Here is a 22633-nt window from a genome sequence, read left to right on the forward strand (position 1 = left end):
TATACCGGCTGTGTTCAAAATGTCAGTATTTTACAACCGGCAGGTGACTGCCCGCATGCAAAAGCCGTGCCCGCCCGGGGCCGGGCCGGGCGTTTTTCCCGGCGCGCGGACAGACAAGCGCCCGGCGCCACCCCTGATCCGGTATAATCCAAGGTTTGATTTCAGCCTAGAAAAGAAGAAAACATGGAAGCCGAACGCATTAACGCCCTCTCCGCCCTGCTCGCCGATCTGACGACCCGCGAAGCCGAACTACGGAGGTATCTTTGACTTCGATAAAAAGTCGGAGAAACTCGAACAAGTAAACGAGGAACTGGAAGACCCGACGGTCTGGAACGACCCGAAAAAGGCCCAGGATCTCGGTAAGGAAAAAAAATCGCTGGAGGCGATCGTCAACGCGCTGACCAAGGCCGACACCGACCTCAAAGACATGGGCGACCTGTTCGCCATGGCCAAGGAGGAAGGCGACGACGACACGCTCGAGGCGCTGATCGTCGACGCCGAGGAAGTGCGCAAGGTCATCGAGGGCATGGAGTTCCGCCGGATGTTCAACAATCCGATGGACCCGAACAACTGCTTCATCGACATCCAGGCCGGCGCCGGCGGCACCGAGGCCCAGGACTGGGCCTCGATGCTGCTGCGCCAGTACCTGCGCTACTCCGAACGCAAAGGCTTCAAGGTCGAGATCATGGAGCAGTCCGACGGCGAGGTGGCCGGCATCAAGACCGCCACCATCAAGGTCGAAGGCGACTACGCCTACGGCTTCCTGCGCACCGAGACCGGCGTGCACCGGCTGGTGCGCAAGTCGCCGTTCGACTCGGCCAACGGCCGCCACACGTCGTTTACGTCGCTGTTCGTGTACCCGGAGGTCGATGATTCGATCGACATCGAGATCAATCCGGCCGACCTGCGCATCGACACCTACCGCGCGTCCGGCGCCGGCGGTCAGCACATCAACAAGACCGATTCGGCGGTGCGCCTGACGCACGGCCCGTCCGGGATCGTGGTGCAGTGCCAGAACGACCGCTCGCAGCACCGCAACAAGGCCGAGGCGATGGAGATGCTGAAGGCGAAGCTGTACGAGATGGAGCTGCGCAAGCGCATGAGTGAGCAGCAGAAGCTGGAAGACTCCAAGACCGACGTCGGCTGGGGCCACCAGATCCGCTCCTACGTGCTCGATCAGTCGCGCATCAAGGATTTGCGCACCAACTTCGAGACCGGCAACACCAAGGGCGTGCTGGACGGCGACCTCGACGACTTCATCTCCGCATCGCTCAAACAAGGCGTATAAATGACATCAGGGGCATCTTCAACGGCGCGCGCGTTCATCTTCGACATGGACGGCACCATCGTCGACAACATGGCCTTCCACACCAAATCGTGGCTGGCGTTTTTCGAGCGGCGCGGCCACACGCTGGACCCGGACGCGTTTTTCCGCGACACGGCCGGCCGCCAGGGCCATGAGATCATGCGCACCTACCTGGGCGAGCACCTGACCAGGGAGGAAAGCGCGGCGCTCGACTTCGAGAAGGAGTCGCTGTACCGCGAGCTGTATGCGCCGCACCTGGCGGTGACGACCGGCTTCGACCAGTTCATCGCCGCCGCGAAAAGCGCCGGCATCAAGCTGGCCGTGGCCACCGCCGCGCCCAACGAGAACATCGCCTTCACGCTCGACGGCCTCGATCTGCGCAAGCAGTTCGACGCCATCGCCGGCGCGGCCGACGTCGCCCGCGGCAAGCCCAATCCGGACGTGTTCCTGCTGGCCGCCGAGCGCGCCGGCGCCCTGCCCGCCGACAGCATCGTGTTCGAGGACGCGCCGCTGGGCGTGGAGGCGGCGCGCCGCGCCGGCATGCGCGCGGTGGTGCTGACGACCACCCTGCCGGCCGAGGCCTTCGCCGAATACGACAACGTCATCGCCGTGGCACGCGACTTCAGCGAGCTCGATATCGACGCGCTGTTCGCGTCCGAGCCGTACGCTGGCGCCGCCACCAACTAATCATCACCTCAACCTAGAAACAGACCATGACTACGGATCTTCAAGAACAAGCAGCAGCGCCCGACGAGAACAAGATCATCGCCGAGCGCCGCGCCAAGCTGGCCGCCATCCGCGAACAAGGCATCGCCTTCCCGAACGACTTCAAGCCGGAACACAAGGCCGCCGACCTGCACGCGCAGTACGGCGAGAAATCGCGCGAAGAGCTGGAAGCCGCCCCGGTCACCGTGGTGCTGGCCGGCCGCATGATGCTCAAGCGCGAAGCCGGCAAGAAGGCCGCCTTCGCCACGCTGCAGGATTCGTCCGGCCCTAAAGCCGACGGCCGCATCCAGATCTACGCCACGCTGGACCTGACCGGCGAGGCGGCGATGGCCGCCCTGCACCACTACGACCTGGGCGACATCCTGGGCGTGGTCGGCACGCTGTTCAAGACCAAGACGGACGAACTGACCATCAAGGTGTCGGAACTGCGCCTGATCACCAAGTCGCTGCGCCCGCTGCCGGACAAATTCCACGGCCTGGCCGACCAGGAAACCAAATACCGCCAGCGCTACGTCGACTTGATCATGAACGAGGAAACGCGCCGCACCTTCAAGGCGCGCACCGCCGCGATTTCGTCGATGCGCCGCTTCATGGAAAAGAACGAGTTCATGGAAGTGGAAACGCCGATGCTGCACGCCATTCCGGGCGGCGCGGCGGCCAAGCCGTTCATCACCCACCACAACGCGCTCGACATGCAGATGTTCCTGCGTATCGCGCCGGAGCTGTACCTCAAGCGCCTGGTGGTCGGCGGCTTCGACCGCGTGTTCGAAATCAACCGCAACTTCCGCAACGAGGGCGTGTCGATCCGCCACAATCCGGAATTCACGATGATGGAGTTCTACGCGGCCTACACCGACTACAAGTGGATCATGAACTTCACCGAGGAGATCATCCGCCAGGCGGCGATCGACGCCCACGGCACCGCCACCTTGACCTACGGCGGCAAGGAGCTCGATCTGGCCAAGGCCTTCCACCGCCTGACCATCGTCGAGGCGATCAACAAGTACGCGCCGGGCTACACGCCGGAGCAGCTGAAGGACGCCGAGTTCATCAAGAAGGAACTGCTGAAGTTCGGCGTCAAGCCGTTCGCCACGGCCGGCCTGGGCGCGCTGCAACTGGCGCTGTTCGAGGAAACCGCCGAAGCGCAGCTGTGGGAGCCGACCTTCATCATCGACTACCCGGCCGAAGTGTCGCCGCTGGCGCGCGCCTCCGATACGGAAGCGGGCATCACCGAGCGCTTCGAGCTGTTCATGGTCGGGCGCGAGATCGCCAACGGCTTCTCGGAGTTGAACGACGCCGAAGACCAGTCGGCGCGCTTCCTGGCCCAGGTGGCGGCCAAGGACGCCGGCGACGAGGAGGCGATGTTCTACGACGCCGACTACATCCGCGCGCTGGAATATGGCATGCCGCCGGCCGGCGGTTGCGGCATCGGCATCGATCGCCTGATGATGATCATCACCGACTCGCCGAACATCCGCGACGTGCTGCTGTTCCCGCACCTGCGCCGCGAAGAGTAAGCGCTCCACGAAAACCGCTCCCCCGAGCGGTTTTTTTTCGCCTTCGGCGCGGGCGAAACCCGCAGGCCAGGCGGGGTCGTACCCCGACCGGGGTACGACCCCTAAGTGGTAACGCGCGCATGTCGGTGAAGGCGGGCGGGTTTTGAGCTATTACGTGCGGTGGGAGCGTTACGTGATGATAGGCGCGCTGCCGAAATCCCCGGGCGGGCCTAGAATGGGACAACATCCGTCGCAAGGAGCCCGTCATGCACCTCTCGCTGCAGCATCAAACCGCGATCGTCACCGGCGCCAATTCGGGCCTCGGGCGCGGCATCGCGCTGGCATTCGCCAAGGCCGGCGCCAACGTCGTCGTTAACTATCATAGCCACCAGGACCAGGCCGACGAAGTGGTCGCGCTGATCGCCGCCGATGGCGGCCAGGCCATCGCCGTCCAGGCCGACGTCGGCGAAGAGCCGGAGGTGCAGGCCTTGTTCGCCTCAGCCGTCAAACACTTCGGCGCGGTCGACATCGTGGTGGCCAACTCCGGCCGCCAGGACGACGCCCCCAGCGCCGACATGACGCTGGCCCAGTGGGAGGGCGTCCTCAAAACCAATCTGACCGGCCAGTTCCTGTGCATGCGCGAGGCGGTGCGCCTGTTCCGCAAACAGGGCCAGCGCGAGGTCTCGCGCGCGATCGGCAAGATCATTTGCATGAGTTCCGTCCACCAGCGCATACCGTGGGCCGGCCATGTCAATTACGCGGCGTCCAAGGGCGGCGTGCACCTGCTGATGGAAACGATGGCGCAGGAGGTCGCGCCCGAGAAGATCCGCATCAACGCCATCGCGCCGGGCGCCATCAAGACCCCGATCAACGCCGAGGTGACCGCCGCCGGCGGCACGCCCGAACTGCTTAAATTGATCCCCTATGGCCGAGTGGGCAAACCGGAGGACGTGGCCAACGCGGCGCTGTTCCTGGCCTCGGACCTGGCGGACTATGTGGTCGGCAGCACGCTGTTCGTCGACGGCGGCATGTCGCTGTATCCGGGCTTCGAGGACAACGGCTGATGGCCGCCGGCCCCAAGGCCAGGGCGGCGGCCGGCAAAACCGGGCCGAAGGCAAAGGCGCGCGCCGAACGCGATATCGCCGACCATGGCGTCATCGGCAACCTGGCGACCATCGCGCTGGTGGCCTGCGACGGCGCCATCGACTACATGTGCTGGCCGAACCTCGACAGCCCGAGCATCTTCGCAGCGGTGCTTGACGCGGACAGGGGCGGCGTGTTCGAGCTGTCGCCGCAGATCGACGATCCACGGATCGTCCAGATGTATCTGCCCGACACCAACGTGCTGCTGACGCGCTGGATGGGCAGCGACGCCAGCGCCGAAATCACCGACCTGATGATCGACACCGACGATGCCGGCGAGGCCCCCACCCGGCTGGTGCGGCGCGTGGCCGTCACCCGTGGCAAGGCGACGATCCGCCTGCGCTGCGCGCCGCGCTACGATTACGCGCGCGTGGCGCCCTCGGTCGCGATCAAGGAAGGCTGCGCGATCTTTTCCGGCAAAGGCAATCCATCGTTGCGACTGAGCGGCGATGTCGATTTCGTCAAGGCGGAAGGCGAAGTGACCGCCGTCGTCACCCTGCGCGCCGGCCAGAGCGTGACCTTGATGCTCGACGAGGCGCATGAAGAGCTGGCCGACGCCGACGCCATCGGCCGGCTGATCGACGCCACCATCGCCCGCTGGCGCGCCTGGGCCGGACAATCGACCTACAAGGGTCGCTGGCGCGACGCCGTGACCCGTTCGGCGCTGGTGCTCAAGCTGCTGACGTCGCGCCGGCATGGCTCGATCGCCGCCGCCGGCACCTTCGGCCTGCCCGAGGCGCGCGGCGGCATCCGCAACTGGGACTACCGCGGCGCGTGGATACGCGATTCGTCGTTCTCGATCTACGCGCTGATGCGGCTCGGCTACCACAACGAGGCCAAGGACTTTTACCGCTGGCTGGGCGACCGCGCGCTCCACTCCAGCAAGCGCGGGCAGCTGCAGGTGATGTACGCGCTGGACGGCGGCGAGATCGCGCCCGAACGCTCGCTCGGGCACCTGGCCGGTTACGGCGGCGCGGCGCCGGTCCGCATCGGCAACGACGCTGTCACGCAGCTGCAGCTGGATATCTACGGCGAGTTGATGGACTCGATTTACCTAAGTAATAAATACGGCGAGGCCATTTCGCACGACCGCTGGCTAGGCGTGTGCCGGGTGATCGATTATGTGTGCCGCCATTGGAACGAGGCCGACGCCGGCATCTGGGAGGTGCGCGGGCCGCCGCGCCACCATCTGCATTCGCGGCTGATGTGCTGGGTGGCGATCGACCGGGCGATCCGCTTGGCCAGCAAACGCTCGCTGGCGGCGCCGTTCACGCGCTGGATCAAAGTGCGCAACGCGATCCACGACGATATCTGGTCCAATTTCTGGCACGAGAAGGCGGGCCACTTTGTCGAGGAGCGCGGCGGCAAGGATCTGGACGCGGCGCTGTTGTTGATGCCGCTGGTGCGGTTCGTCGGCGCCACCGATCCGCGCTGGCTGGCCACGCTCGACGCCATCGGCGACCGCCTCACCGACGACGGCATGGTGTTCCGCTACAAGCGCGATGACGGCTTGCCGGGCAAGGAAGGCGCGTTCTCGGCCTGTTCGTTCTGGTATGTGGAGTGCCTGGCGCGCGCCGGCCGGATGGACGAAGCCAGGATGATCTTCGAAAAGCTGCTGCGGTACGCGAATCACTTGCAGCTGTATGCGGAGGAATTCGACGAGCGGGCCAGGTTGACCGGCAATTTCCCGCAGGGCTTCACGCATCTGGCGCTGGTCAGCGCAGCGTTTTATATCGACCGCGAGATGGAGGGGCACGGCCGGCGCGATTGGCCGGCGTGATTAAACCCGAACCGTCAAAGGGGTCGTACGGGGACGCCGAGTCCCCGTACGGGGTACGACCCCACCACCACGCGCGCCGTGCGTCATGCGCGCGGGTTAGCGGGTTAGCGGGTTAGCGGGTTTATTGAATCACGCGGTAGCACGGCGTATACGCCTTGCCCGCCAGTTTCATCCGGCTTTGCTCGACGAACGACGCCAGCAGCGCGTCCATCGGCCCCATGATCTCCTTGTCGCCGTGGATCTCGAAGTGGCCGAATTTTTCGATCGCGCGGATGCCTTCGTCCTTGACGTTGCCCGCCACGACACCGGAGAACGCCCGGCGCAGATTGGCCGCCAGCAGATGCACTTCCTGGTTCTTGTGCAGGCTCAGATTGCGCATGTTCTCGTGCGTCGGCGCGAACGGCTTCTGGAACTCGCGGTCGATCTTCAGGCCCCAGTTGTAGTAGTAGGCGTCGCTGCGGCTCTTGCGGAATTCGCGCACCTGCTTGATCCCGGCCTGCATCTCGCGCGCCACCAGTTCCGGATCGTCGATGATGATCTTGTAGCGCTGCTGCGCCTCGGGGCCCAGCGTGTCGAGGATGAACTGGTTGATCTGCACGAAGTACTCGCGCGACGTCTCCGGTCCGGTGAACACCAGCGGGAACGGAATGTCGGCGTTATCGGGATGCAGCAGGATGCCGAGGATGTAGAGGATCTCCTCGGCCGTGCCGGCGCCGCCGGGGAACACGACGATGCCGTGGCCGGTGCGCACGAACGCCTCCAGGCGCTTTTCGATGTCCGGCATGATCACCAGTTCATTGACGATCGGGTTGGGCGATTCGGCGGCGATGATGCCCGGCTCCGTGATGCCCAGGTAGCGGCCGCGCGACAGGCGCTGCTTGGCGTGGCCGATGGTGGCGCCCTTCATCGGCCCCTTCATCGCGCCCGGGCCGCAGCCGGTGCAGATATCCAGGTCGCGCAGGCCCATTTGATAGCCCACTTCCTTCGAGTAGTTATACTCGGCGCGGTTGATCGAATGGCCGCCCCAGCACACCACCAGGTTCGGATTGAGCATCGGTTTGAGCACGCCGGCGTTGCGCAGGATGTGGAACACCGCGTCGGTGATGTCCTCGGTGCGGTTCATGTCGAACTTCTGCGTGTCGGTGACCTCGTTGCTGACGAAGACGATATCGCGCAGCACCGCGAACAGGTGCTCGTGGATGCCCTTGATCATTTTGCCGTCGACGAAGGCGATCGCCGGCGCGCCCTTGATATCGAGCTTGATGCCACGCTCGCGCTGCACGATGCTGATCGAGAAGGACTGGTAGCGCTCCAGCAGCTCCTTGCCGTCGTCGATGGTGCTGCCGCAATTGAGCACGGCCAGCGCGCAATTGCGAAAGACGTTATATAGGCCGCCCTGGCTCGTGTCGAGCAGCTTGTTCACTTCCGCCTTCGAAAGGATCTCCAGTTGTCCTTCCGGCGAAATCAAAGTATCGATAACGTCATGTTCCATGTTGCGAAAATCCTTATTCAGATTCGATGTCACGTAGTAGGCTTGCAATGCCAATATACGACAACTCGGCGCTCTTTGGGTCGGAGATTGCGTGCGGCGCGCATTCCCCAACCGCTCGCCCATTCCTTATCACAAATGACACATTCTTGCTGCCGATGCCTCAAAAAGTGCGTCACGTTCCATTTGTAGATTAAAATGGCGCCCAATTTGGCTCCCCACGAGGGAGGCGGAGACACTTTTCATCGATCATAAATTAGGAGAAGCCGCATGAGCGGTGCTACCACCACCAACACGGAAGTCGCTATTCCCGAGTTCAAACAGATCATGGGCCACCCGGCCCCGCTCTGGATGTTGTTCATGACCGAATTCTGGGAGCGGTTCGCTTTCTACGGCATCCGTTGGGCGCTCGTGCTCTACGTCGTCGCGCAATTCTATAACGGCGATTCCTCCGGCGAATCGGCCGCCAATCTGGTCTACGGCTCCTATCTGGCGCTGGTGTACGCCGCCGCGCTGTTCGGCGGCTACGTCGCCGACCGCGTGCTGGGGTACCAGCGTTCGATCCTGGTCGGCGCGGCCTTCATGGCGGCGGGCCTGTTCATGATCGCCTTCCCCGACCAGACGGTGTTCAAGCTAGGCCTGGCCACCATCATCGTCGGCAACGGCATGTTCAAGCCGAACATCTCGACCATGGTCGGCAAGCTGTACTCCACCGGCGACACCCGCCGCGATTCGGGCTTCACCATTTTCTACATGGGCATCAACTCCGGCGCGATGGTCGCCCCGGTGCTCACCGAGTGGCTGGCCACGGCGATCTTCGGCAGCAACGGCATGCCCGCTTACAAAGTGGTGTTCATGTCGGCCGGCGTCGGCATGTTAATTAGCCTGGTGTGGTTCTTCATCGGCCGCCGCAACCTGCAGGGCATCGGCGCGACCGACACCCAAACCGGCGATCCAAAGCGCCTGCTGTATGTGATCGTCGGTTCGCTGTGCGTGATCCCGGTGGTCTACCTGCTGCTCGCCGCCGGCGCCAAGAGCCTGCAGGCGGTGCTGACGGTGCTGTTCATCCTGTTGGCGGTGATGCTGCTGATCGAGGGGATCAAGAACGGCAAGGTCGCGCGCGACCGCGTCATCGCCATGCTGCTGATCTTCTTCTTCAATATCATGTTCTGGATGTTCTTCGAACAGGCGGGCAGCTCGTTCACCTTCCTGGCCGATAAAATCGTCGACCGCGAAATGTTCAACTGGACCTTCCCGGTGGCGTGGTTCCAGACCGTGAACTCGCTGGCGATCATCACCTTCGCGCCGCTGATCGCGTTCATCTGGGTGGCGATGCGCAACAAGAATCCGTCGATCCCGCGCAAATTCGGCCTGGGCCTGCTGTTTAACGGTTCGGCCTTCGGCCTGCTGATGTACGCGCTGTCGATGCTGGTCGATATCGACAACAAGATCCCGTTCTGGACCCTGTTCATGGTCTACGTGCTGCAATCGATCGGTGAGCTGTGCCTGTCGCCGATCGGCCTGTCGATGGTGACCAAGCTGGCGCCGACCCGCCTGGTCGGCCTGGGCATGGGCGGCTGGTTCCTGTCGACCGGCATCGGCAACAACCTGTCGGGCATCTTCGCGTCGGCGGTGTCCGGCGAGAGCGGCATGTCGGTGACGTCGGCGCTGTCGGGCTACACCTTCGGCTTCTACTCGCTGATGGCCGGCGGCGTGCTGCTGTTCCTGATCGCGCCGTTGATTCAAAAGCTGATGCACGGCGTGAAGTAAGCCGCCGGCTCGAATCAACCGCTCCCGCATGGGGGCGAAGCCGCCCGGGTCGAACCGGGCGGTTTTTTTTGCACTTTAGCTTTTTTGCCACGATATTGCGCCGCGTCATGCTTTCCTTGAATAACAGTGCTACATTCAAATACCGAGCGCTTGCTTTGTTTTTGATCATGGCGCCGGCGCTTTCCCAGCTTCTCATTTCCTAAAAAATAACTAATGGAGACAAAATGAAGAATCGCTTCTGGAAATACGTATCGCGCACCGTCATCGCCCTCACCGCCCTCGCCGCCCTGCCCGCGCCATCCTGGGCGGCCGGCTACACCCAGACCAAGTACCCGATCGTGCTGGTACACGGCCTGATGGGCTTCGATAACATCGGCCCCGTCGAGTATTTTTACGGCATTCCGTCCGCGCTGCGCAGCGGCGGCGCCAGCGTCCACGTGACGTCGGTATCGGCGGCCAACAGCACCGAGGTGCGCGGCGAACAGCTGCTCACGCAGGTCAAGCAAATCCTGGCCGCCACCGGCGCGGCCAAGGTCAACCTGATCGGCCACAGCCATGGCGGCCCGACGGCGCGCTACGTGGCCTCGGTCAGGCCCGACCTGGTGGCGTCGGTCACCAGCGTCGCCGGCGTCAACAAAGGCTCCAGGGTGGCCGACGTGCTGACCAACGCCATCCCCGGCGTCAGCAACGCCCTGGTCGGCGCCGTGGCCAATCTGGTCAGCTACCTGTCCGGCGGCGGCGACCTGCCGCAAAACGCCCAGGCCTCGTTCGACTCGCTGAGCACCGCCGGCTCGCTGGCCTTCAACAGCCGCCACCCGGAGGGCGTGCCGCAGTCGGCCTGCGGCGAAGGCGCCTACCAGGTGCGCGGCGTGTACTACTTCTCCTGGAGCGGCGGCCAACCGTACACCAACGTCCTCGATCCGGCCGATCCGCTGCTGGCGCTGACGTCGGCGGCCTTCAGCGGCGAAAAGAACGATGGTCTGGTGAGTACCTGTTCCAGCCATCTTGGCCGCGTGATCCGCGACGACTACGCGATGAACCACCTCGACGAGATCAATCAGGCGGTCGGCATCGTCAACTTGTTTGAAACCAGTCCCGTGACGGTGTTCCGCCAGCAGGCCAACCGCCTGCAGGGACTCGGGCTCTAAGGAAGCGCCATGAACACGACCGCGAAAAAAGCCGGGATAGCCGCCCTGCTGCTGGCCGGCTGCGCGCTTTACTTCGGCACCGACAAGGTGGCGCCGCCGGCGCAGGCGTCCCCGCCCAAGCCCGGCCCCGGCCTTTTTGCGTTCGTGCCATCGATGGCGGGCACCCGGCCGGACGGCGACCTGAGGACGCTGGCGGGCGAACAGCTGGTGGTCGACGCCGAGCTGGGACATCTGTTCGACTACTATCTGGCGGGACTGGGGGAGAAAGACCTGGACGCGATCAGGTCGGAGATCGAACGTGAGCTCGATCGGCGCCTGAAACCGGGGCCGGCGCGGCAGGCGAAGCAACTGCTGGGCAGCTACCTCGGTTATAAACAGGCGCTGGCCGGCGTCGAAGCGAGCTTGCCGCCGGCCGGCGACATGGCGCAGGCGGCGCGCGCGCGGCTGTTGGCGATGCGGCGGCTGCGCCCCGCCTACTTCACGCCGGAGCAAAGCGCGGGCTTGTTCGGGGCCGGCGACGCCCAGGACGACGACGCGGTGGCGCGGCTGGAGATCGACAGCGACAAACGGCTGGACGCCGGGCAGAAGAAGGCGCGGCTGGCGGAGCTGGACCAGCGCATGCCGGCCGCGCTGCGCGAGGAGCGCGAGGCGCCGGCCAGGATACTGCGGCTGGAGGAATCGGTGGCGCGGCTGCGCGCCAACGGCGCGGGCGACAATGAGGTCTACCGCGTGCGCGCCGCCGCGTTATCGCCCGAGGCGGCGGCGCGCCTGGCCGAAGTCGACCGCGACGAGGCGGCGTGGAAGGCGCGCATCGGCGCCTACCTGGCGCAGCGCGCGGCGCTGATGGCGCAGCCGGCGAGCCGGAACGACGCCGCCTTGCAGCACCTGCGCGACGCCAGTTTCAGCGTGGACGAGCAGCGGCGACTGGGCGCGTACGAGCCAGAATCATCTGTATCATCTGAATCATCTAAATCACGTAGGGCGGATTAGCGTAGCGTAATCCGCCATGTATGCGCCGCCGGCGGCTCAAAGAATGGCGGATTACGGCGTTCCGCCTAATCCGCCCTACGTGATTATCAGGTGCGCCGCCATGTGACGAACATCAGGTACGCTGCATCGGATTGGCATTCAGCCAGGCCTGCAGCTTGTCGGCGGTATCCGCCGGCAGATGCAAACCGAGTTTCGAGCGCCGCCACAGGATATCCTGCGCCGTGCGCGCCCACTCGTAGCGGCGCAGATACTCCACCTCCGTCGCATACAGCCCGGGCGAGATTTCCTCGCCCATGTCGGCCACCTCGGTGCGGTCGCACAGCAAGGTATGAATACGCGTGCCATACGCGCGCGCGTAGCGCAGCACCAGCAACGGCGGCAGCCACGCGTAGCGCGCCTGCATCGAGCGCACCCACGCGTCGAACCGCAGCACCGATTCATTGCGCGGCTCCGCGCCGTACAAATCCCCGCCCGGCAGGCAGGCGTTGTGCGTCCAGCCGCCGTGGCGGTTGCCCAGCGACTTGGCGATCAGATCGACCGCCTCCTCGGCCAGCTTGCGGAAAGTGGTGATCTTGCCGCCGAAAACACTGAGCATCGGCGGCCCCTCGTCGTCGACCTCGAGCCGGTAGTCGCGCGTGACGGCCTTGGCGTCGGCTCCGTCCTCGACCAGCGGGCGCACGCCCGAATAAGTCCACACCACGTCGGCGGGCACGATCGGCTGGACGAAATACTGGCTGGCCAGCTGGCACAGATAGGCGATTTCGTCCTCGCCGATGGCGACCTGGTTGGCGTCGCCGTGATAATCCAGATCGGTGGTGCCGATCAGCGTGAAGTCGCGCTCATACGGAATGGCGAACACGATGCGCCCGTCCGGATGCTGGAAGATATAGGCGTTGTCATGCTCGAAAATGCGCTTGACGACGATGTGGCTGCCCTTGATCAGGCGCAGATGACCGCCGTCCTGCTTCGGCAGCGCCCGGTGCAGCACTTCGGCCGTCCACGGCCCGGCGGCGTTGACCACGTAGCGGGCGTTGACACGGATGTCGCCGCAACTGGGCTTATACAAGGTCGCCTCCCAGCCGGCGGCCTTGCGCACCAGCGAATTGCACACGGCCTGGGTCAGGATGGTGGCGCCCTTTTCGCTGGCGTCGATGGCGTTGAGCACCACCAGGCGCGCGTCGTCGACCCAGCCGTCCGAGTAGATGAAGCCGCGCTGGAACTCCGGCTTGAGCGGCTTGCCGGCCGCGTGGCGGCGCAGGTTGACGCCGCACGACGCCGGCAGCAGCTCGCGCTTGGCCAGCAGGTCGTACAGCAGCAGGCCGGCGCGGATCAGCAGCGCCGGACGCTGGCCACGCGCGTGCGGCATGACGAAGCGCAGCGGCCACATGATGTGCGGCGCGGCGCGCAGCAAGGTCTCGCGCTCGAGCAGGGCCTTGCGCACCAGGTCGAATTCGTAGTATTCGAGATAACGCAGGCCGCCGTGTATCAGCTTGGTCGACGCCGACGAGGTGTGCGCCGCCAGGTCGTCCTTCTCGCACAAGACCACCGACAAGCCCCGCCCCGCCGCGTCGCGCGCGATGCCGGCGCCGTTGATGCCGCCGCCGACGATCAGGACGTCGCAATCGAGTGTGTGCCGCGGTTCCGCCATGTCTTCCCCGGTAGTCCAGCCAAATTAATCGGATACCTTCTACGTTACGTGAAAATTGCCTTTCATCATAGGGGGCCACCCCAAAAAGCCACGTTCGGTTTAAGGGAACGCAAATTTTGATGGTCTATAATCGGGCCACGATCACCACCGCGAGATAAAGTTTTGACAGCTTCCCCTACCGCCCTGCCCCAGTGGATCAACCGCCGCAACGCCATCCGGGGCTTCATCTTTGCCGGCGTGGCCGCGCTCATCGCCGGCGCCCTGCTGCTGGCCTACCTGCTGCTGGTGGTGGCGCCGAACCTGCCGGCGCTCGACGCCATCACCGACTACCGGCCCAAGATCCCGCTGCGCATCTACACCGCCGACAACGCCCTGATCGGCGAATTCGGCGAGGAGCACCGCGACTTCGTGGCCATCAAGGACATGCCGGAGATGATGAAGAAATCGCTGCTGGCCATCGAGGACAAGCGTTTTTATGAACATAATGGCATCGATTGGCGGCGCGCGCTGGGCGCCGCCCGCGCCAACCTGGGCGGCGGCTCGAAACAGGGCGGCTCGACCATCACCATGCAGGTGGCGCGCAACTTCTTCCTGACCCGCGACAAATTCTACGGCCGCAAGCTCAACGAGGTGATGCTGGCCCTGAAAATCGAGGCCGCGCTCAGCAAGGAGCAAATCCTCGAGCTGTACATGAACCAGATCTACCTGGGCCAGCGCTCGTTCGGCTTCGGCAGCGCCGCGCAGACTTATTTCGGCAAGTCGCTCGGCGAGCTCGATGTCGCCGAAATGGCCATGCTGGCCGGGCTGCCGCAAAATCCGGCGCGCCACAACCCGGCGGTCAACCCCAAGCGCGCCAAGCAGCGCCAGCGCGTCGTGCTCAAGTCGATGCGCGAGCTCAATTACATCACCGAGGACCAGTACCAAAAGGCGCTGCACGAGACGCTGCACGTGCGCAATCGCGGCCAGCAGTTCGACACCCACGCCGAATACGTGGCCGAACTGGCGCGCCAGGCGGTCTACGCCCAGTTCAAGGAGGACGCCTACACCAAGGGCATCAGCGTCTACACCACCATCGTCAAGGCCGACCAGGACGCGGCCTACGAATCGGTGCGCCGCAACGTGCTCAATTACGACCAGCGCCACGGCTACCGCGGCCCGGAGGCGTTCATCACGCTGCCGGCCGGCGAGGAGGAGCGCGACGACGCCATCGAGGAGGCGCTGCAGCGCCGCCCGAGCAGCGACCGCCTGATCCCGGCCGTGGTGCTGGAGGCCGGACCGAAGGCGGTCAAGGTGCAAAACCCCGGCGGCGAGGAGATCACCATCAGCGGCGACGGCCTGCGCCTGGCCGCCGCCGCGCTGTCGGACAAGGCCAAGGACGCGCTGCGCCTGCGCCCCGGCGCCGTGATCCGCATCACCCAGGGCGCCAAGAACGCCTGGGCCATCTCGCAGGTGCCGCAGGTGGCGGCCGCGTTCGTGTCGGTGGACGCCGTCAGCGGCGGCTACCACGCGATGGTCGGCGGCTTCGACTACAACCTGCAAAAGTTCAACCACGTGACCCAGGCCTGGCGCCAGCCCGGCTCGGCGATCAAGCCGTTCGTCTATTCGGCCGCGCTGGAAAAAGGCTTTTCGCCGGCCACCCTGATCAACGACGTGCCGCTCGAGCTGACCGGCGCCGACACCGGCAACGAGGCGTGGAGCCCGCGCAACGACGACGGCAAGTTCGACGGCCCGATCACCATGCGCTACGCGCTGGCCGAATCCAAGAACGTGGTCTCGGTGCGCATCCTGCGCGCCATCACGGTGCCGTACGCGCACAACTACCTGGGCAAGTTCGGCTTCGACCTGGCCAAGCATCCGAAGAACCTGACCATGGCGCTGGGCACCGGCTCGGTCACGCCGGCGCAGATGGCCGGCGCCTACGCGGTGTTCGCCAACGGCGGCTACACGGTCGAGCCCTACCTGATCGCCAGGATCGTCGACGGCGACGGCAAGATCATCAGCGAGACCAAGCCGCGCGCCACGCTGCCCGACGACGCCCGCGTGATCGATCCGCGCAACGCCTTCGTCACCGACGGCATGCTGCGCGAGGTCACCCGCACCGGCACCGGCGGCGCCGTGGCGCGCCTCGGACGGCACGACCTGGCCGGCAAGACCGGCACCTCGAGCGACGCGGTCGACGGCTGGTTCGCCGGCTACGGCGGCGGCATCGTGGCGGTGTCGTGGATGGGCTTTGACGACTCCAAATCGCTCGGCGGCAAGGAGTTCGGCGCCACCGCCGCGCTGCCGATCTGGATCGATTACATGAAGGTGGCGATGCGCGACCGGCCGGCCCAGGAGCGCCCGGCCCCGGCCGGGTTGACGCAGGTCGACGGCGAGTGGCTGTACGACGAGTTCACCGGCGACGCCGCGCGCCGCACGCTCGACATCGACGAGACGGCGCCGGGCGCCGAAAACATCGCGCCGGTGCCGGCCGGCACGGCGCCGCCGGCCCAGTAGCGGCCCGGTCGCGGCCCAGTAGCGGCCCACTAAGCGGTGACGGCCGCGCCGGCGCTCAGGCCGACAGATAGCCGCGCATCATGCGCACGGCGCTGTCGGCGAACAGGTCGGGGTCGACGTTGGCGGCGCGGTACTTCCAGCGCTTGACGTACCAGTCCTGGAACGTGGCGATCAGGTGCGCGGCGACCAGCTCGGCGTCGCCGGCCGGACGCCCGGGGATGGCGGCGATCACGCCGGCGAACAGCGCCTGCACGTGCAGCTCGGAGGCCTTGGCCGTGTGGCGGTGCTGCGCCGGCAGCACGCGCGAATCCATGAAGACGAAATAAAACCACGGCTGCAGGATCTCGGACACGTAGATCGACGCCCGGATCAGCGCCTCGAGCTTGTCGAGCGGCGCGGCCAGCCCGTCGAACAGGCGCGGCATCTCGTGGGTGGCGTGGCGCACCACGTCCTCGATCATCTCGGCCAGCTGGTCCTTGTTGCTGATATAACCGTACAGCCCACCCATCGACAGGCCGGTCTCGTGGCACAGGTCGCGCAAGGTCATGGCACGGAAGCCAACCTCGTTGGCCAGCTTGAAGGTGGCGTTGAAAATGCGCTCGAGGTTCTCCAGCGCCGGCTTGCGGCGCTTGACGGTGATGCGCGCGGCGTTGCGGTCGAGCACGTAGGACCAGATGTTGACGCCGTCGAGCGGCGTCATGCCCCGGAATTGCTCTAGGTTGAAGTGTGCCTGCAAGATAGTCCCTGCTGTGGTGTTGTATTGATAACCTGCGCGGGCATCTTAGCACAGGCGCGCGGCGCCATTTTCGGCCCGATCGCTGCCCGGCGCATATTTCACTTGTCTTTCGGACACATTCACCGCAAAATTCCGGCTCGATTCCCCCACCACGGATACGCCCCCTTGCCACCCCTCCGACTTCGTCCCCTGCGGCGCCTGCTGATCGCGGCCCTGGCGCTGGCGCTGCCCCAGCTGCCCGGCGGCGCGCTGGCGCAGGCCGCCGCCGGCGCCGACGAGCTGGCCGACCTGGTGCTGGGCATCATCCACTACACGCGCTGGCCGGCCGCCCCCGCGCCGATCACCTTGTGCCTGGCCGACAACGACGCCGCCGCGGCGGGCCTGGCCGGCGCCCTGGGCGCGCTGGCGCCGGCGCCGCCGGTGCGCGTCGCGCTGCGCCACATGGCGCCGGCGCAGGCGGCCGAGCTGTTCGACTGCCAGGCGGTGCTGTTTCCGGACATGGCGGCCGGGCCCCGACAAGAATTGCTGCTCAAATTGAACAAACGCCCCATCCTGACCCTGGGCCGCGGCGAGGGCTTTTGCTCCTACGCCGGCCAGATCTGCCTGATCGACGGCCCCAAGGGGCTGCGCTTCCGCGCCAACCTCGACGCCATCGCCTTCAGCGGCCTGCGCCTGAACCCGCGCATGCTGCAGCTGGGCGTGCGCGAAGGCGGCGCCCGATGAAGCCGGGCCGACACCACATCGCCACCCTGGTGCGCAACGGCCAGTGGCGCAGCGCGCTGGTGGCGCTCGGCTGCGCGAGCGCGCTGATGGGCGGCGTCACGCTCTACCACCTGCAACAGCAAGCCAGCCACGCGCTGGCCCTGGCGGCCCGCTCGCTGGCCTACGCCGGCGAGCCGGCGCTGCGCTTCAAGGACGTCGACGCGCTGATGGAGCTGGTCAAGCCGCTGGCCGACAGCGAGCGCCTGGCCACCGTCGAGGTGCTCGACCGCCACGGCGCGCTGCTGCTGCGCTATGAGCGGCCGGCGGCCGGGCGGCGCGACGCGCTGGCGCGGCGGGTGGCCGGCTGGCTGCTGCCGATGACGGTGTCGGCGCCGGTGGCGGCCGGCGCCCGCCCGCTGGGCGAGGTGCGCCTCGGCGCCGACGGCCGCGTGCTGCTCGATTCGCTGGCCGGCCTGCTGGCGGCGCTGCTGTCGTCGCTGGCGCTGAGCGCCGTGGCGGCCTGGTGGTGGTCGCGCCGGCTGGCGCGCCAGATCGTCGACCCGGTGTACGCGCTGGTACGCCTGACCAAGGAGCTGCGCCGGCACCGCCGCTTCGACGCCCGCGCCGACGTCAGCGCGGTGCACGAGATCAACACCTTGGCGGCCGACTTCAACGACCTGCTGGCCGAGCTGCAATCGCACCAGCACGAGATCGCCGAGCGCCACGAGGAGCTCAGCAGCGCCAACCGGCGCCTGCGCCACACCAGCCTGCACGACGGCCTGACCGGCCTGCCCAACCGGCGCTACCTGGCCGAGCACCTGCGCGAGGCGCTGGCGCGCTGCCGCCGCCTCGGCGAGCGCGCGGCGGTGCTCTTCATCGACATGGACCGCTTCAAGCAGGTCAACGATTCGATGGGCCACGCGGTCGGCGACGCCCTGCTCGAAGTGCTGGCGCAGCGGCTGCGCGCGGCGGTGCGCGAGACCGACTTCGTGGCGCGCCAGGGCGGCGACGAGTTCGTCGTGCTGCTGTACCCGATCGGCGAACCGGCCGACGTGCTGTCGTCGATCGCGCGCATCCGCCAATCGCTCAGCGAGCCGCTGCGCCTGGGCGACGGCCAGCTGCTGCCGCTGGAGGTGACCATCGGCGGCGCCATCTATCCGGACCACGGCGACAGCATCGAGGCCCTGGTCAGCTCGGCCGATTCGGCCATGTACGTGGCCAAGAGCCGCGCGCGCGGCAGCGACGCCCTTTTCCAACCCTCGTTATAGAAGTGTCTCCATGAAGATCGCATTTTCCCGCCGCCCGGCCCGCGCGGCCCTGGTCCACCTGTTCGCCGCCGCGCTGGCGGGCGCCCTGCTGGGCGCCTGCGCCACCCCGCCGCCGCCGGCCGCGCCGGTCGTCCCGGCGCGCCAGGCGGCGCTGCAGTCGCTGGGCTTCAAGCCGACCGCGCGCGGCTGGGAAAAAAGCCTGACGACCGACGGCGGCGGCGAGCTCGGCGCAAGGGTCACGTTCGGCTTCGACAGCGACAAGCTGACCGACGAGGGGACCCGGGACATCCGCGCCACGGCCACGGTGCTGTTGTCGGTCGGCGTGCGCGAGCTCGATATCGAAGGCCACACCGACAACCAGGGCCGGCCCGCCTACAACCTGGCGCTGTCGGAGCGCCGCGCCGCCGCCGCCGCGCGGGTGTTCGAGGCGGCCGGCTTCAAGGAGGGCGACATCCGCCGCAAGGGCTACGGCGACGCCCGCCCGATCGACGACAACGCCACCGAGGCCGGCCGCGCGCAGAACCGCCGCGTGACCATCATCGTCAGCGCCGTCTAGCGGCTCAATGCACGTAGCGGGCGATGAAATAGACGCCGCCAATCAGCAGCGAGGCGAAGCCGTAGAGCTTCCACATGTGGGCCATCTGCATTTTGTACAAATCGATGCGGTTGTCGGCCAGCGCGGCGTTGAAATCCTCGCGCTGCCTGGACAGCGCGGCATGGAGCTCGTTGCCTTGTCTGGTCAGCGCGGCCAGGAACTCGTCACGCTGTTTTGTCAGCGCGGCCTGGAACTCGTCGCGCTGTTTTGTCAGCGCGGCCAGGAACTCGTCGCGCTGTTTGGCCAGCGCGGCGTGCAAGTCATCACGCTGCCTGGACAGCGCGGCGTGGAACTCCTCGCGCTGTTTGGTCAGCGCGGCGTGGAACTCCTCGCGCTGTTTGGCGAGCGCGGCAAAGACCTCCTCGCGCTGCCTGGCCAGCGCCGCCAGGATCTCCTCGCGCTGCTCGGCCAGCGCCCCGTGGAACTGCTCCCCCTGCCGCGCCAGGGCCGCGTAAAAATCCTCCCTTTGGCTGGCCAGCGCCTGATTGAATTCAAGCTTTTGCTCATGCAAAGCCGTCAGGACGCGCTCGCTCAACGCGTGGATCTCGTTGCGCAGCGACTGCACATCCTCCTTGGTCGCAAAGCTGGTGCGTATGACGGCCACGTCCACCTCCACCGCCGAGACGCGTTTTTCCACCACGGCCAGACGTCCCTCGACGCGTCCATCATAGTCGCCACGGTGCGGGTTTTCAATCGGATTCTCTTCGTTGTTGACCGGCATGATCGCTCCTCGGGGCACGGGCGGAATCACCAAGTTAACACGGTCGGCGCGCGCTGCGTTTGACGCGCGTCACAAAAAAAAGCAGCCAAGAAGGCTGCTTCACTTTGCTGCTGCGCCAGATAGTGGCTTGCTTTATTATTTGAATCCCCCACAATATGCGGCCCGGCCGATGCCACGTCAACAACTATCGTGGCCGTTGTGGCGTGGCTGGAACACCCGCCCCGGCGTCCACCCGGCGCTCAGCCGGCGCCCACCCGGTTGCGGCCGTCGCGCTTGGCCTGGTACAGCGCCGCGTCGCCGGCCGAGATCAACCGGATCAGGTCGTAGCCGTGCCGGTCCGAACCGGCCACGCCCAGGCTGGCGGTGAAGCGCACCACGGCGTCGGCCAGCGCCACCTCGGTCGAGGCGATGCGCGCGCGCAGCCGCTCGGCCAGCACCAGCGCGTCGGCCAGGCGCAAATCGTCGAGCACCAGCACGAACTCCTCGCCGCCGAAGCGCGCCAGCACGTCGTGCGGACGCAACTCGCGCCGCAGCAGCGCCGACAAATGGCGCAGCACCTCGTCGCCGACCAGGTGGCCGTGGCTGTCGTTGATGCTCTTGAAATGGTCGACGTCGATCATCACCACCGCCAGGCTGCGCCCGCCGCGCTGGGCGCGCAGCCCGACCCGCTTGCCCTGCAGCTCCAGGCCGGCGCGGTTGAGCGTGCCGGTCAAGGTGTCGAGCGTCGACAGCCGCCGCAGCCGCTCGGCGTAGCGCCACATCACCATCACGATCAGCCCGAACGCGATGCAGATCTGCGCCAGCGGGATCACCAGCGCCGTCACGCCCATCATCAGCGCGTTGGCCGGACCGGCCAGGTCGGCGTCGAGCAGCATGCCCGTGCCGCGCAGTAACAACGCGCAGCCCAGCGCGACAAACCCGGTCACGGCGATGGCGTTGACGCGCCAGCCGCCGTGGCGCGCGATGGCCGCCGCGCACCACAAATCGAGGGCGCCGAAATAAAAGCCGCTAAACACCAGGCGCGCCGCGCGGCTGGGCGCGAGCACCGTGTAATACCACGGCACCAGCAGCGCCACGCCGGTGATGGCGGCGATCGCCGGCCACGGCAAGGTCGAGGCGCCGTGCACCCGCAACCCGCGCAACACCAGCGCCAGGCCGAAGGCGATGACGCCGTAGCCGGCCACGCTGGTGAGCAGCGCCGGCAAGGTCTCGACCAGCGACATGACCACCCCCAGCGACACGCAGACGTTGCCGGCGGCCCACCAGCGCAGCTCGGGCGGACTGTCGGCGTAGTTGGCCGACGCCGCCACCAGCGCCGTGGTCAGCAGCGTCACGCACAAATGGACCAGTAACAGGGTATCGAGATGGAGCACGCCGGAGGGGCCGCGACGGGCGCGGATTGGTCGAAAACAGCGGCAGTATAAAACCAAACGACAGTTGCCGCGATGAAATTTCCGATATGGCCGCCGCGGTCGGCGCGGATCGGGTACAGTGGTGACTCTTGCAACCTGGCACGTCCATCCCGTCACTGTAACCATGGCTTACCCAATTGAACACAAACTGGTGATCGGCATCGCCTCCAGCGCGCTGTTCGACCTGACCGAATCGCACAAGATCTATCTGGAGGGCGGCGCCGAGGAATACCGAAAGTATCAGGAACGCCACATCGACGTAATCTTGGGCAAGGGCGTCGCCTTCCCCTTCATCCGCCGCTTCCTGAGCATCAACAAGCATTACGCGCAATCGTCGCCGGTCGAGGTCGTGCTGCTGTCGCGCAACTCGCCCGAGACCGGCCTGCGCGTGATGAACTCGATCGCCCACTACCAGCTCGACATCTCGCGCGCCTGCTTCGTCACCGGCAAGTCGCCGTACACCTACCTGCCCGCCTTCAACACGTCGCTGTTTCTCAGCGCCAACGAGGAGGACGTGCGCAACGCGCTCGCGGCCAACTACCCGGCCGGCCTGGTGCTGCCCTCGCGCACCGAGGACGACGACGACGACGGCGAACTGCGCGTGGCCTTCGACTTCGACGGCGTGATCGCCGACGACGAATCCGAAACCGTGTTCAAGCGCAACAACGACGTCGCCGAGTTCCACGCCCACGAGCGCGAGCGGGTCGCCATCCCGCACCAGCCCGGGCCGCTGGCCGACCTGTTCCAGAAGCTGTCGCTGATGCAGCGGCTCGAGGAGCGCGCGCAGCGGCGCGATCCCGGCTACAAGAAGATCCTGCGCATCGCCATCATCACGGCGCGCAGCGCGCCCTCGCACGAGCGGGTCGTCACCACGCTCAAAAGCTGGGGCGTGTCGGCCAACGAGACGTTTTTCCTCGGCGGCATGGAGAAGTCGCGCGTGCTGGGCATCTTCAAGCCGCACATCTTCTTCGACGACCAGCTTAGTCATTTGAAGTCGGTCGGCGGCAACATCCCGATGGTGCACGTGCCGTTCGGCGTGGCCAACCGGCCGCCGATCCCCGTTTGACCCCGCACGGCGGCATGCCGGGGTCGCAACCGGCATGCCGGGGTCGGACCCGACGGGGTCCGACCCCACGGGGTGCGGGTTGGGGCTTGCACCCGGTCGAGCGCCCCACCGCCCTGCGACGCATCGTCTATAATGTCGCCA

Annotated in this window: 18 protein-coding genes; 13 read left to right on the forward strand and 5 right to left on the reverse strand. The window is 66.3% G+C overall.

Going from position 1 to position 22633, the window contains the following annotated elements; translation table 11 throughout:
* Nucleotides 1-183: 183 nt before the first annotated feature.
* The 5 genes from prfB (at nt 184) to JOD97_RS11920 (ending at nt 6451) form a co-directional block, all read left to right on the forward strand.
* Nucleotides 184-1288 (forward strand): peptide chain release factor 2 gene (gene prfB, locus JOD97_RS11900; RefSeq protein ID WP_209717552.1). Its coding sequence is split into 2 segments (ribosomal slippage): nt 184-264 and nt 266-1288, totalling 1104 coding nucleotides; the frame shifts between segments, so codons are not numbered across the junction.
* Nucleotides 1289-1993 (forward strand): HAD family phosphatase, encoded by a 705-nt coding sequence (locus tag JOD97_RS11905; RefSeq protein WP_209717555.1) that lies wholly within the window; start codon nt 1289-1291, stop codon nt 1991-1993.
* Between the two features lie 26 nt (nt 1994-2019).
* Nucleotides 2020-3549, forward strand: a complete 1530-nt coding sequence (gene lysS / locus JOD97_RS11910; RefSeq protein WP_209717558.1) for a lysine--tRNA ligase — start codon at nt 2020-2022, stop codon at nt 3547-3549.
* A 245-nt stretch (nt 3550-3794) separates the two neighbouring features.
* Nucleotides 3795-4592 carry an SDR family oxidoreductase gene (locus tag JOD97_RS11915; RefSeq protein ID WP_209717561.1) on the forward strand — a complete coding sequence of 266 codons (798 nt, stop codon included), beginning with the start codon at nt 3795-3797 and terminating at the stop codon, nt 4590-4592.
* Entirely contained in the window at nt 4592-6451 is a 1860-nt protein-coding gene (locus JOD97_RS11920) for a glycoside hydrolase family 15 protein (protein WP_209717564.1), read from the forward strand. Before JOD97_RS11915 ends, JOD97_RS11920 begins: the two co-directional genes overlap by 1 nt.
* 121 nt (nt 6452-6572) lie before the next feature.
* Here the strand turns inward: JOD97_RS11920 and ppnN are convergent, their stop codons facing one another.
* Nucleotides 6573-7943, reverse strand: coding sequence for a nucleotide 5'-monophosphate nucleosidase PpnN (gene ppnN, locus JOD97_RS11925; RefSeq protein ID WP_209717567.1), 1371 nt, complete (start codon nt 7941-7943; stop codon nt 6573-6575).
* Between the two features lie 267 nt (nt 7944-8210).
* Here ppnN and JOD97_RS11930 point away from each other — a divergent pair, with 267 nt between their 5' ends.
* The 3 genes from JOD97_RS11930 to JOD97_RS11940 all read left to right on the forward strand — a co-directional run bounded on the left by JOD97_RS11930 (nt 8211) and on the right by JOD97_RS11940 (nt 11848).
* Entirely contained in the window at nt 8211-9710 is a 1500-nt protein-coding gene (locus tag JOD97_RS11930; protein WP_209717570.1) for a peptide MFS transporter, read from the forward strand.
* A gap of 224 nt (nt 9711-9934) precedes the next feature.
* Nucleotides 9935-10858, forward strand: coding sequence for a triacylglycerol lipase (locus tag JOD97_RS11935; RefSeq protein WP_209717573.1), 924 nt, complete (start codon nt 9935-9937; stop codon nt 10856-10858).
* Nucleotides 10859-10867: 9 nt separating this feature from the next.
* The gene (locus JOD97_RS11940; RefSeq protein ID WP_209717576.1) at nt 10868-11848 is read left to right on the forward strand and encodes a lipase secretion chaperone; all 981 of its coding nucleotides are present in this window, start codon (nt 10868-10870) and stop codon (nt 11846-11848) included.
* A gap of 112 nt (nt 11849-11960) precedes the next feature.
* On the opposite strand, the gene glpD is transcribed toward JOD97_RS11940, so the two are convergent.
* Nucleotides 11961-13496 carry a glycerol-3-phosphate dehydrogenase gene (gene glpD / locus JOD97_RS11945; RefSeq protein ID WP_209717580.1) on the reverse strand — a complete coding sequence of 512 codons (1536 nt, stop codon included), beginning with the start codon at nt 13494-13496 and terminating at the stop codon, nt 11961-11963.
* A 162-nt stretch (nt 13497-13658) separates the two neighbouring features.
* Between glpD and JOD97_RS11950 the strand changes: the two genes are divergently transcribed.
* The gene (locus JOD97_RS11950; RefSeq protein WP_209717583.1) at nt 13659-15992 is read left to right on the forward strand and encodes a penicillin-binding protein 1A; all 2334 of its coding nucleotides are present in this window, start codon (nt 13659-13661) and stop codon (nt 15990-15992) included.
* 55 nt (nt 15993-16047) lie between these two features.
* Here JOD97_RS11950 and JOD97_RS11955 read toward each other — a convergent pair whose 3' ends face one another.
* On the reverse strand, nt 16048-16692 hold the full coding sequence (locus JOD97_RS11955; RefSeq protein WP_209717586.1) for a TetR/AcrR family transcriptional regulator: 645 nt from the start codon (nt 16690-16692) through the stop codon (nt 16048-16050).
* Nucleotides 16693-16893: 201 nt separating this feature from the next.
* On the opposite strand from JOD97_RS11955, the gene JOD97_RS11960 reads away from it, so the two are divergent.
* The 3 genes from JOD97_RS11960 to JOD97_RS11970 are packed head-to-tail and all read left to right on the forward strand — an operon-like array spanning nt 16894 to nt 19254.
* Complete coding sequence (locus JOD97_RS11960) at nt 16894-17451, forward strand: YfiR family protein (protein ID WP_209717588.1); 558 nt, start codon at nt 16894-16896, stop codon at nt 17449-17451.
* Complete coding sequence (locus JOD97_RS11965) at nt 17448-18698, forward strand: sensor domain-containing diguanylate cyclase (RefSeq protein ID WP_209717591.1); 1251 nt, start codon at nt 17448-17450, stop codon at nt 18696-18698. Before JOD97_RS11960 ends, JOD97_RS11965 begins: the two co-directional genes overlap by 4 nt.
* Nucleotides 18699-18708: 10 nt before the next feature.
* Entirely contained in the window at nt 18709-19254 is a 546-nt protein-coding gene (locus tag JOD97_RS11970) for an OmpA family protein (protein WP_209717594.1), read from the forward strand.
* A 4-nt stretch (nt 19255-19258) separates the two neighbouring features.
* Here JOD97_RS11970 and JOD97_RS11975 read toward each other — a convergent pair whose 3' ends face one another.
* Nucleotides 19259-20014 carry an apolipoprotein A1/A4/E family protein gene (locus tag JOD97_RS11975; protein ID WP_209717597.1) on the reverse strand — a complete coding sequence of 252 codons (756 nt, stop codon included), beginning with the start codon at nt 20012-20014 and terminating at the stop codon, nt 19259-19261.
* 239 nt (nt 20015-20253) lie between these two features.
* Nucleotides 20254-21387, reverse strand: coding sequence for a diguanylate cyclase (locus JOD97_RS11980; RefSeq protein ID WP_373999838.1), 1134 nt, complete (start codon nt 21385-21387; stop codon nt 20254-20256).
* A gap of 163 nt (nt 21388-21550) precedes the next feature.
* On the opposite strand from JOD97_RS11980, the gene JOD97_RS11985 reads away from it, so the two are divergent.
* On the forward strand, nt 21551-22492 hold the full coding sequence (locus tag JOD97_RS11985) for a 5'-nucleotidase (protein WP_209717603.1): 942 nt from the start codon (nt 21551-21553) through the stop codon (nt 22490-22492).
* Nucleotides 22493-22633 lie beyond the last annotated feature (141 nt).

It is taken from the genome of Duganella sp. 1411, assembly GCF_017833525.1.
Taxonomy (GTDB): domain Bacteria; phylum Pseudomonadota; class Gammaproteobacteria; order Burkholderiales; family Burkholderiaceae_D; genus Rugamonas.

Excerpts from the sequence above, each read along its gene's own strand:
- JOD97_RS11905 (WP_209717555.1), top strand. The coding sequence starts at position 1,289 with ATGACATCAGGGGCATCTTCAACGGCGCGCGCGTTCATCTTCGACATG.
- lysS (WP_209717558.1), top strand. The coding sequence starts at position 2,020 with ATGACTACGGATCTTCAAGAACAAGCAGCAGCGCCCGACGAGAACAAG.
- JOD97_RS11915 (WP_209717561.1), top strand. The coding sequence starts at position 3,795 with ATGCACCTCTCGCTGCAGCATCAAACCGCGATCGTCACCGGCGCCAAT.
- JOD97_RS11920 (WP_209717564.1), top strand. The coding sequence starts at position 4,592 with ATGGCCGCCGGCCCCAAGGCCAGGGCGGCGGCCGGCAAAACCGGGCCG.
- ppnN (WP_209717567.1), bottom strand. The coding sequence starts at position 7,943 with ATGGAACATGACGTTATCGATACTTTGATTTCGCCGGAAGGACAACTG.
- JOD97_RS11930 (WP_209717570.1), top strand. The coding sequence starts at position 8,211 with ATGAGCGGTGCTACCACCACCAACACGGAAGTCGCTATTCCCGAGTTC.
- JOD97_RS11935 (WP_209717573.1), top strand. The coding sequence starts at position 9,935 with ATGAAGAATCGCTTCTGGAAATACGTATCGCGCACCGTCATCGCCCTC.
- JOD97_RS11940 (WP_209717576.1), top strand. The coding sequence starts at position 10,868 with ATGAACACGACCGCGAAAAAAGCCGGGATAGCCGCCCTGCTGCTGGCC.
- glpD (WP_209717580.1), bottom strand. The coding sequence starts at position 13,496 with ATGGCGGAACCGCGGCACACACTCGATTGCGACGTCCTGATCGTCGGC.
- JOD97_RS11955 (WP_209717586.1), bottom strand. The coding sequence starts at position 16,692 with ATGACGCCGCTCGACGGCGTCAACATCTGGTCCTACGTGCTCGACCGC.
- JOD97_RS11965 (WP_209717591.1), top strand. The coding sequence starts at position 17,448 with ATGAAGCCGGGCCGACACCACATCGCCACCCTGGTGCGCAACGGCCAG.
- JOD97_RS11970 (WP_209717594.1), top strand. The coding sequence starts at position 18,709 with ATGAAGATCGCATTTTCCCGCCGCCCGGCCCGCGCGGCCCTGGTCCAC.
- JOD97_RS11975 (WP_209717597.1), bottom strand. The coding sequence starts at position 20,014 with ATGCCGGTCAACAACGAAGAGAATCCGATTGAAAACCCGCACCGTGGC.
- JOD97_RS11985 (WP_209717603.1), top strand. The coding sequence starts at position 21,551 with ATGGCTTACCCAATTGAACACAAACTGGTGATCGGCATCGCCTCCAGC.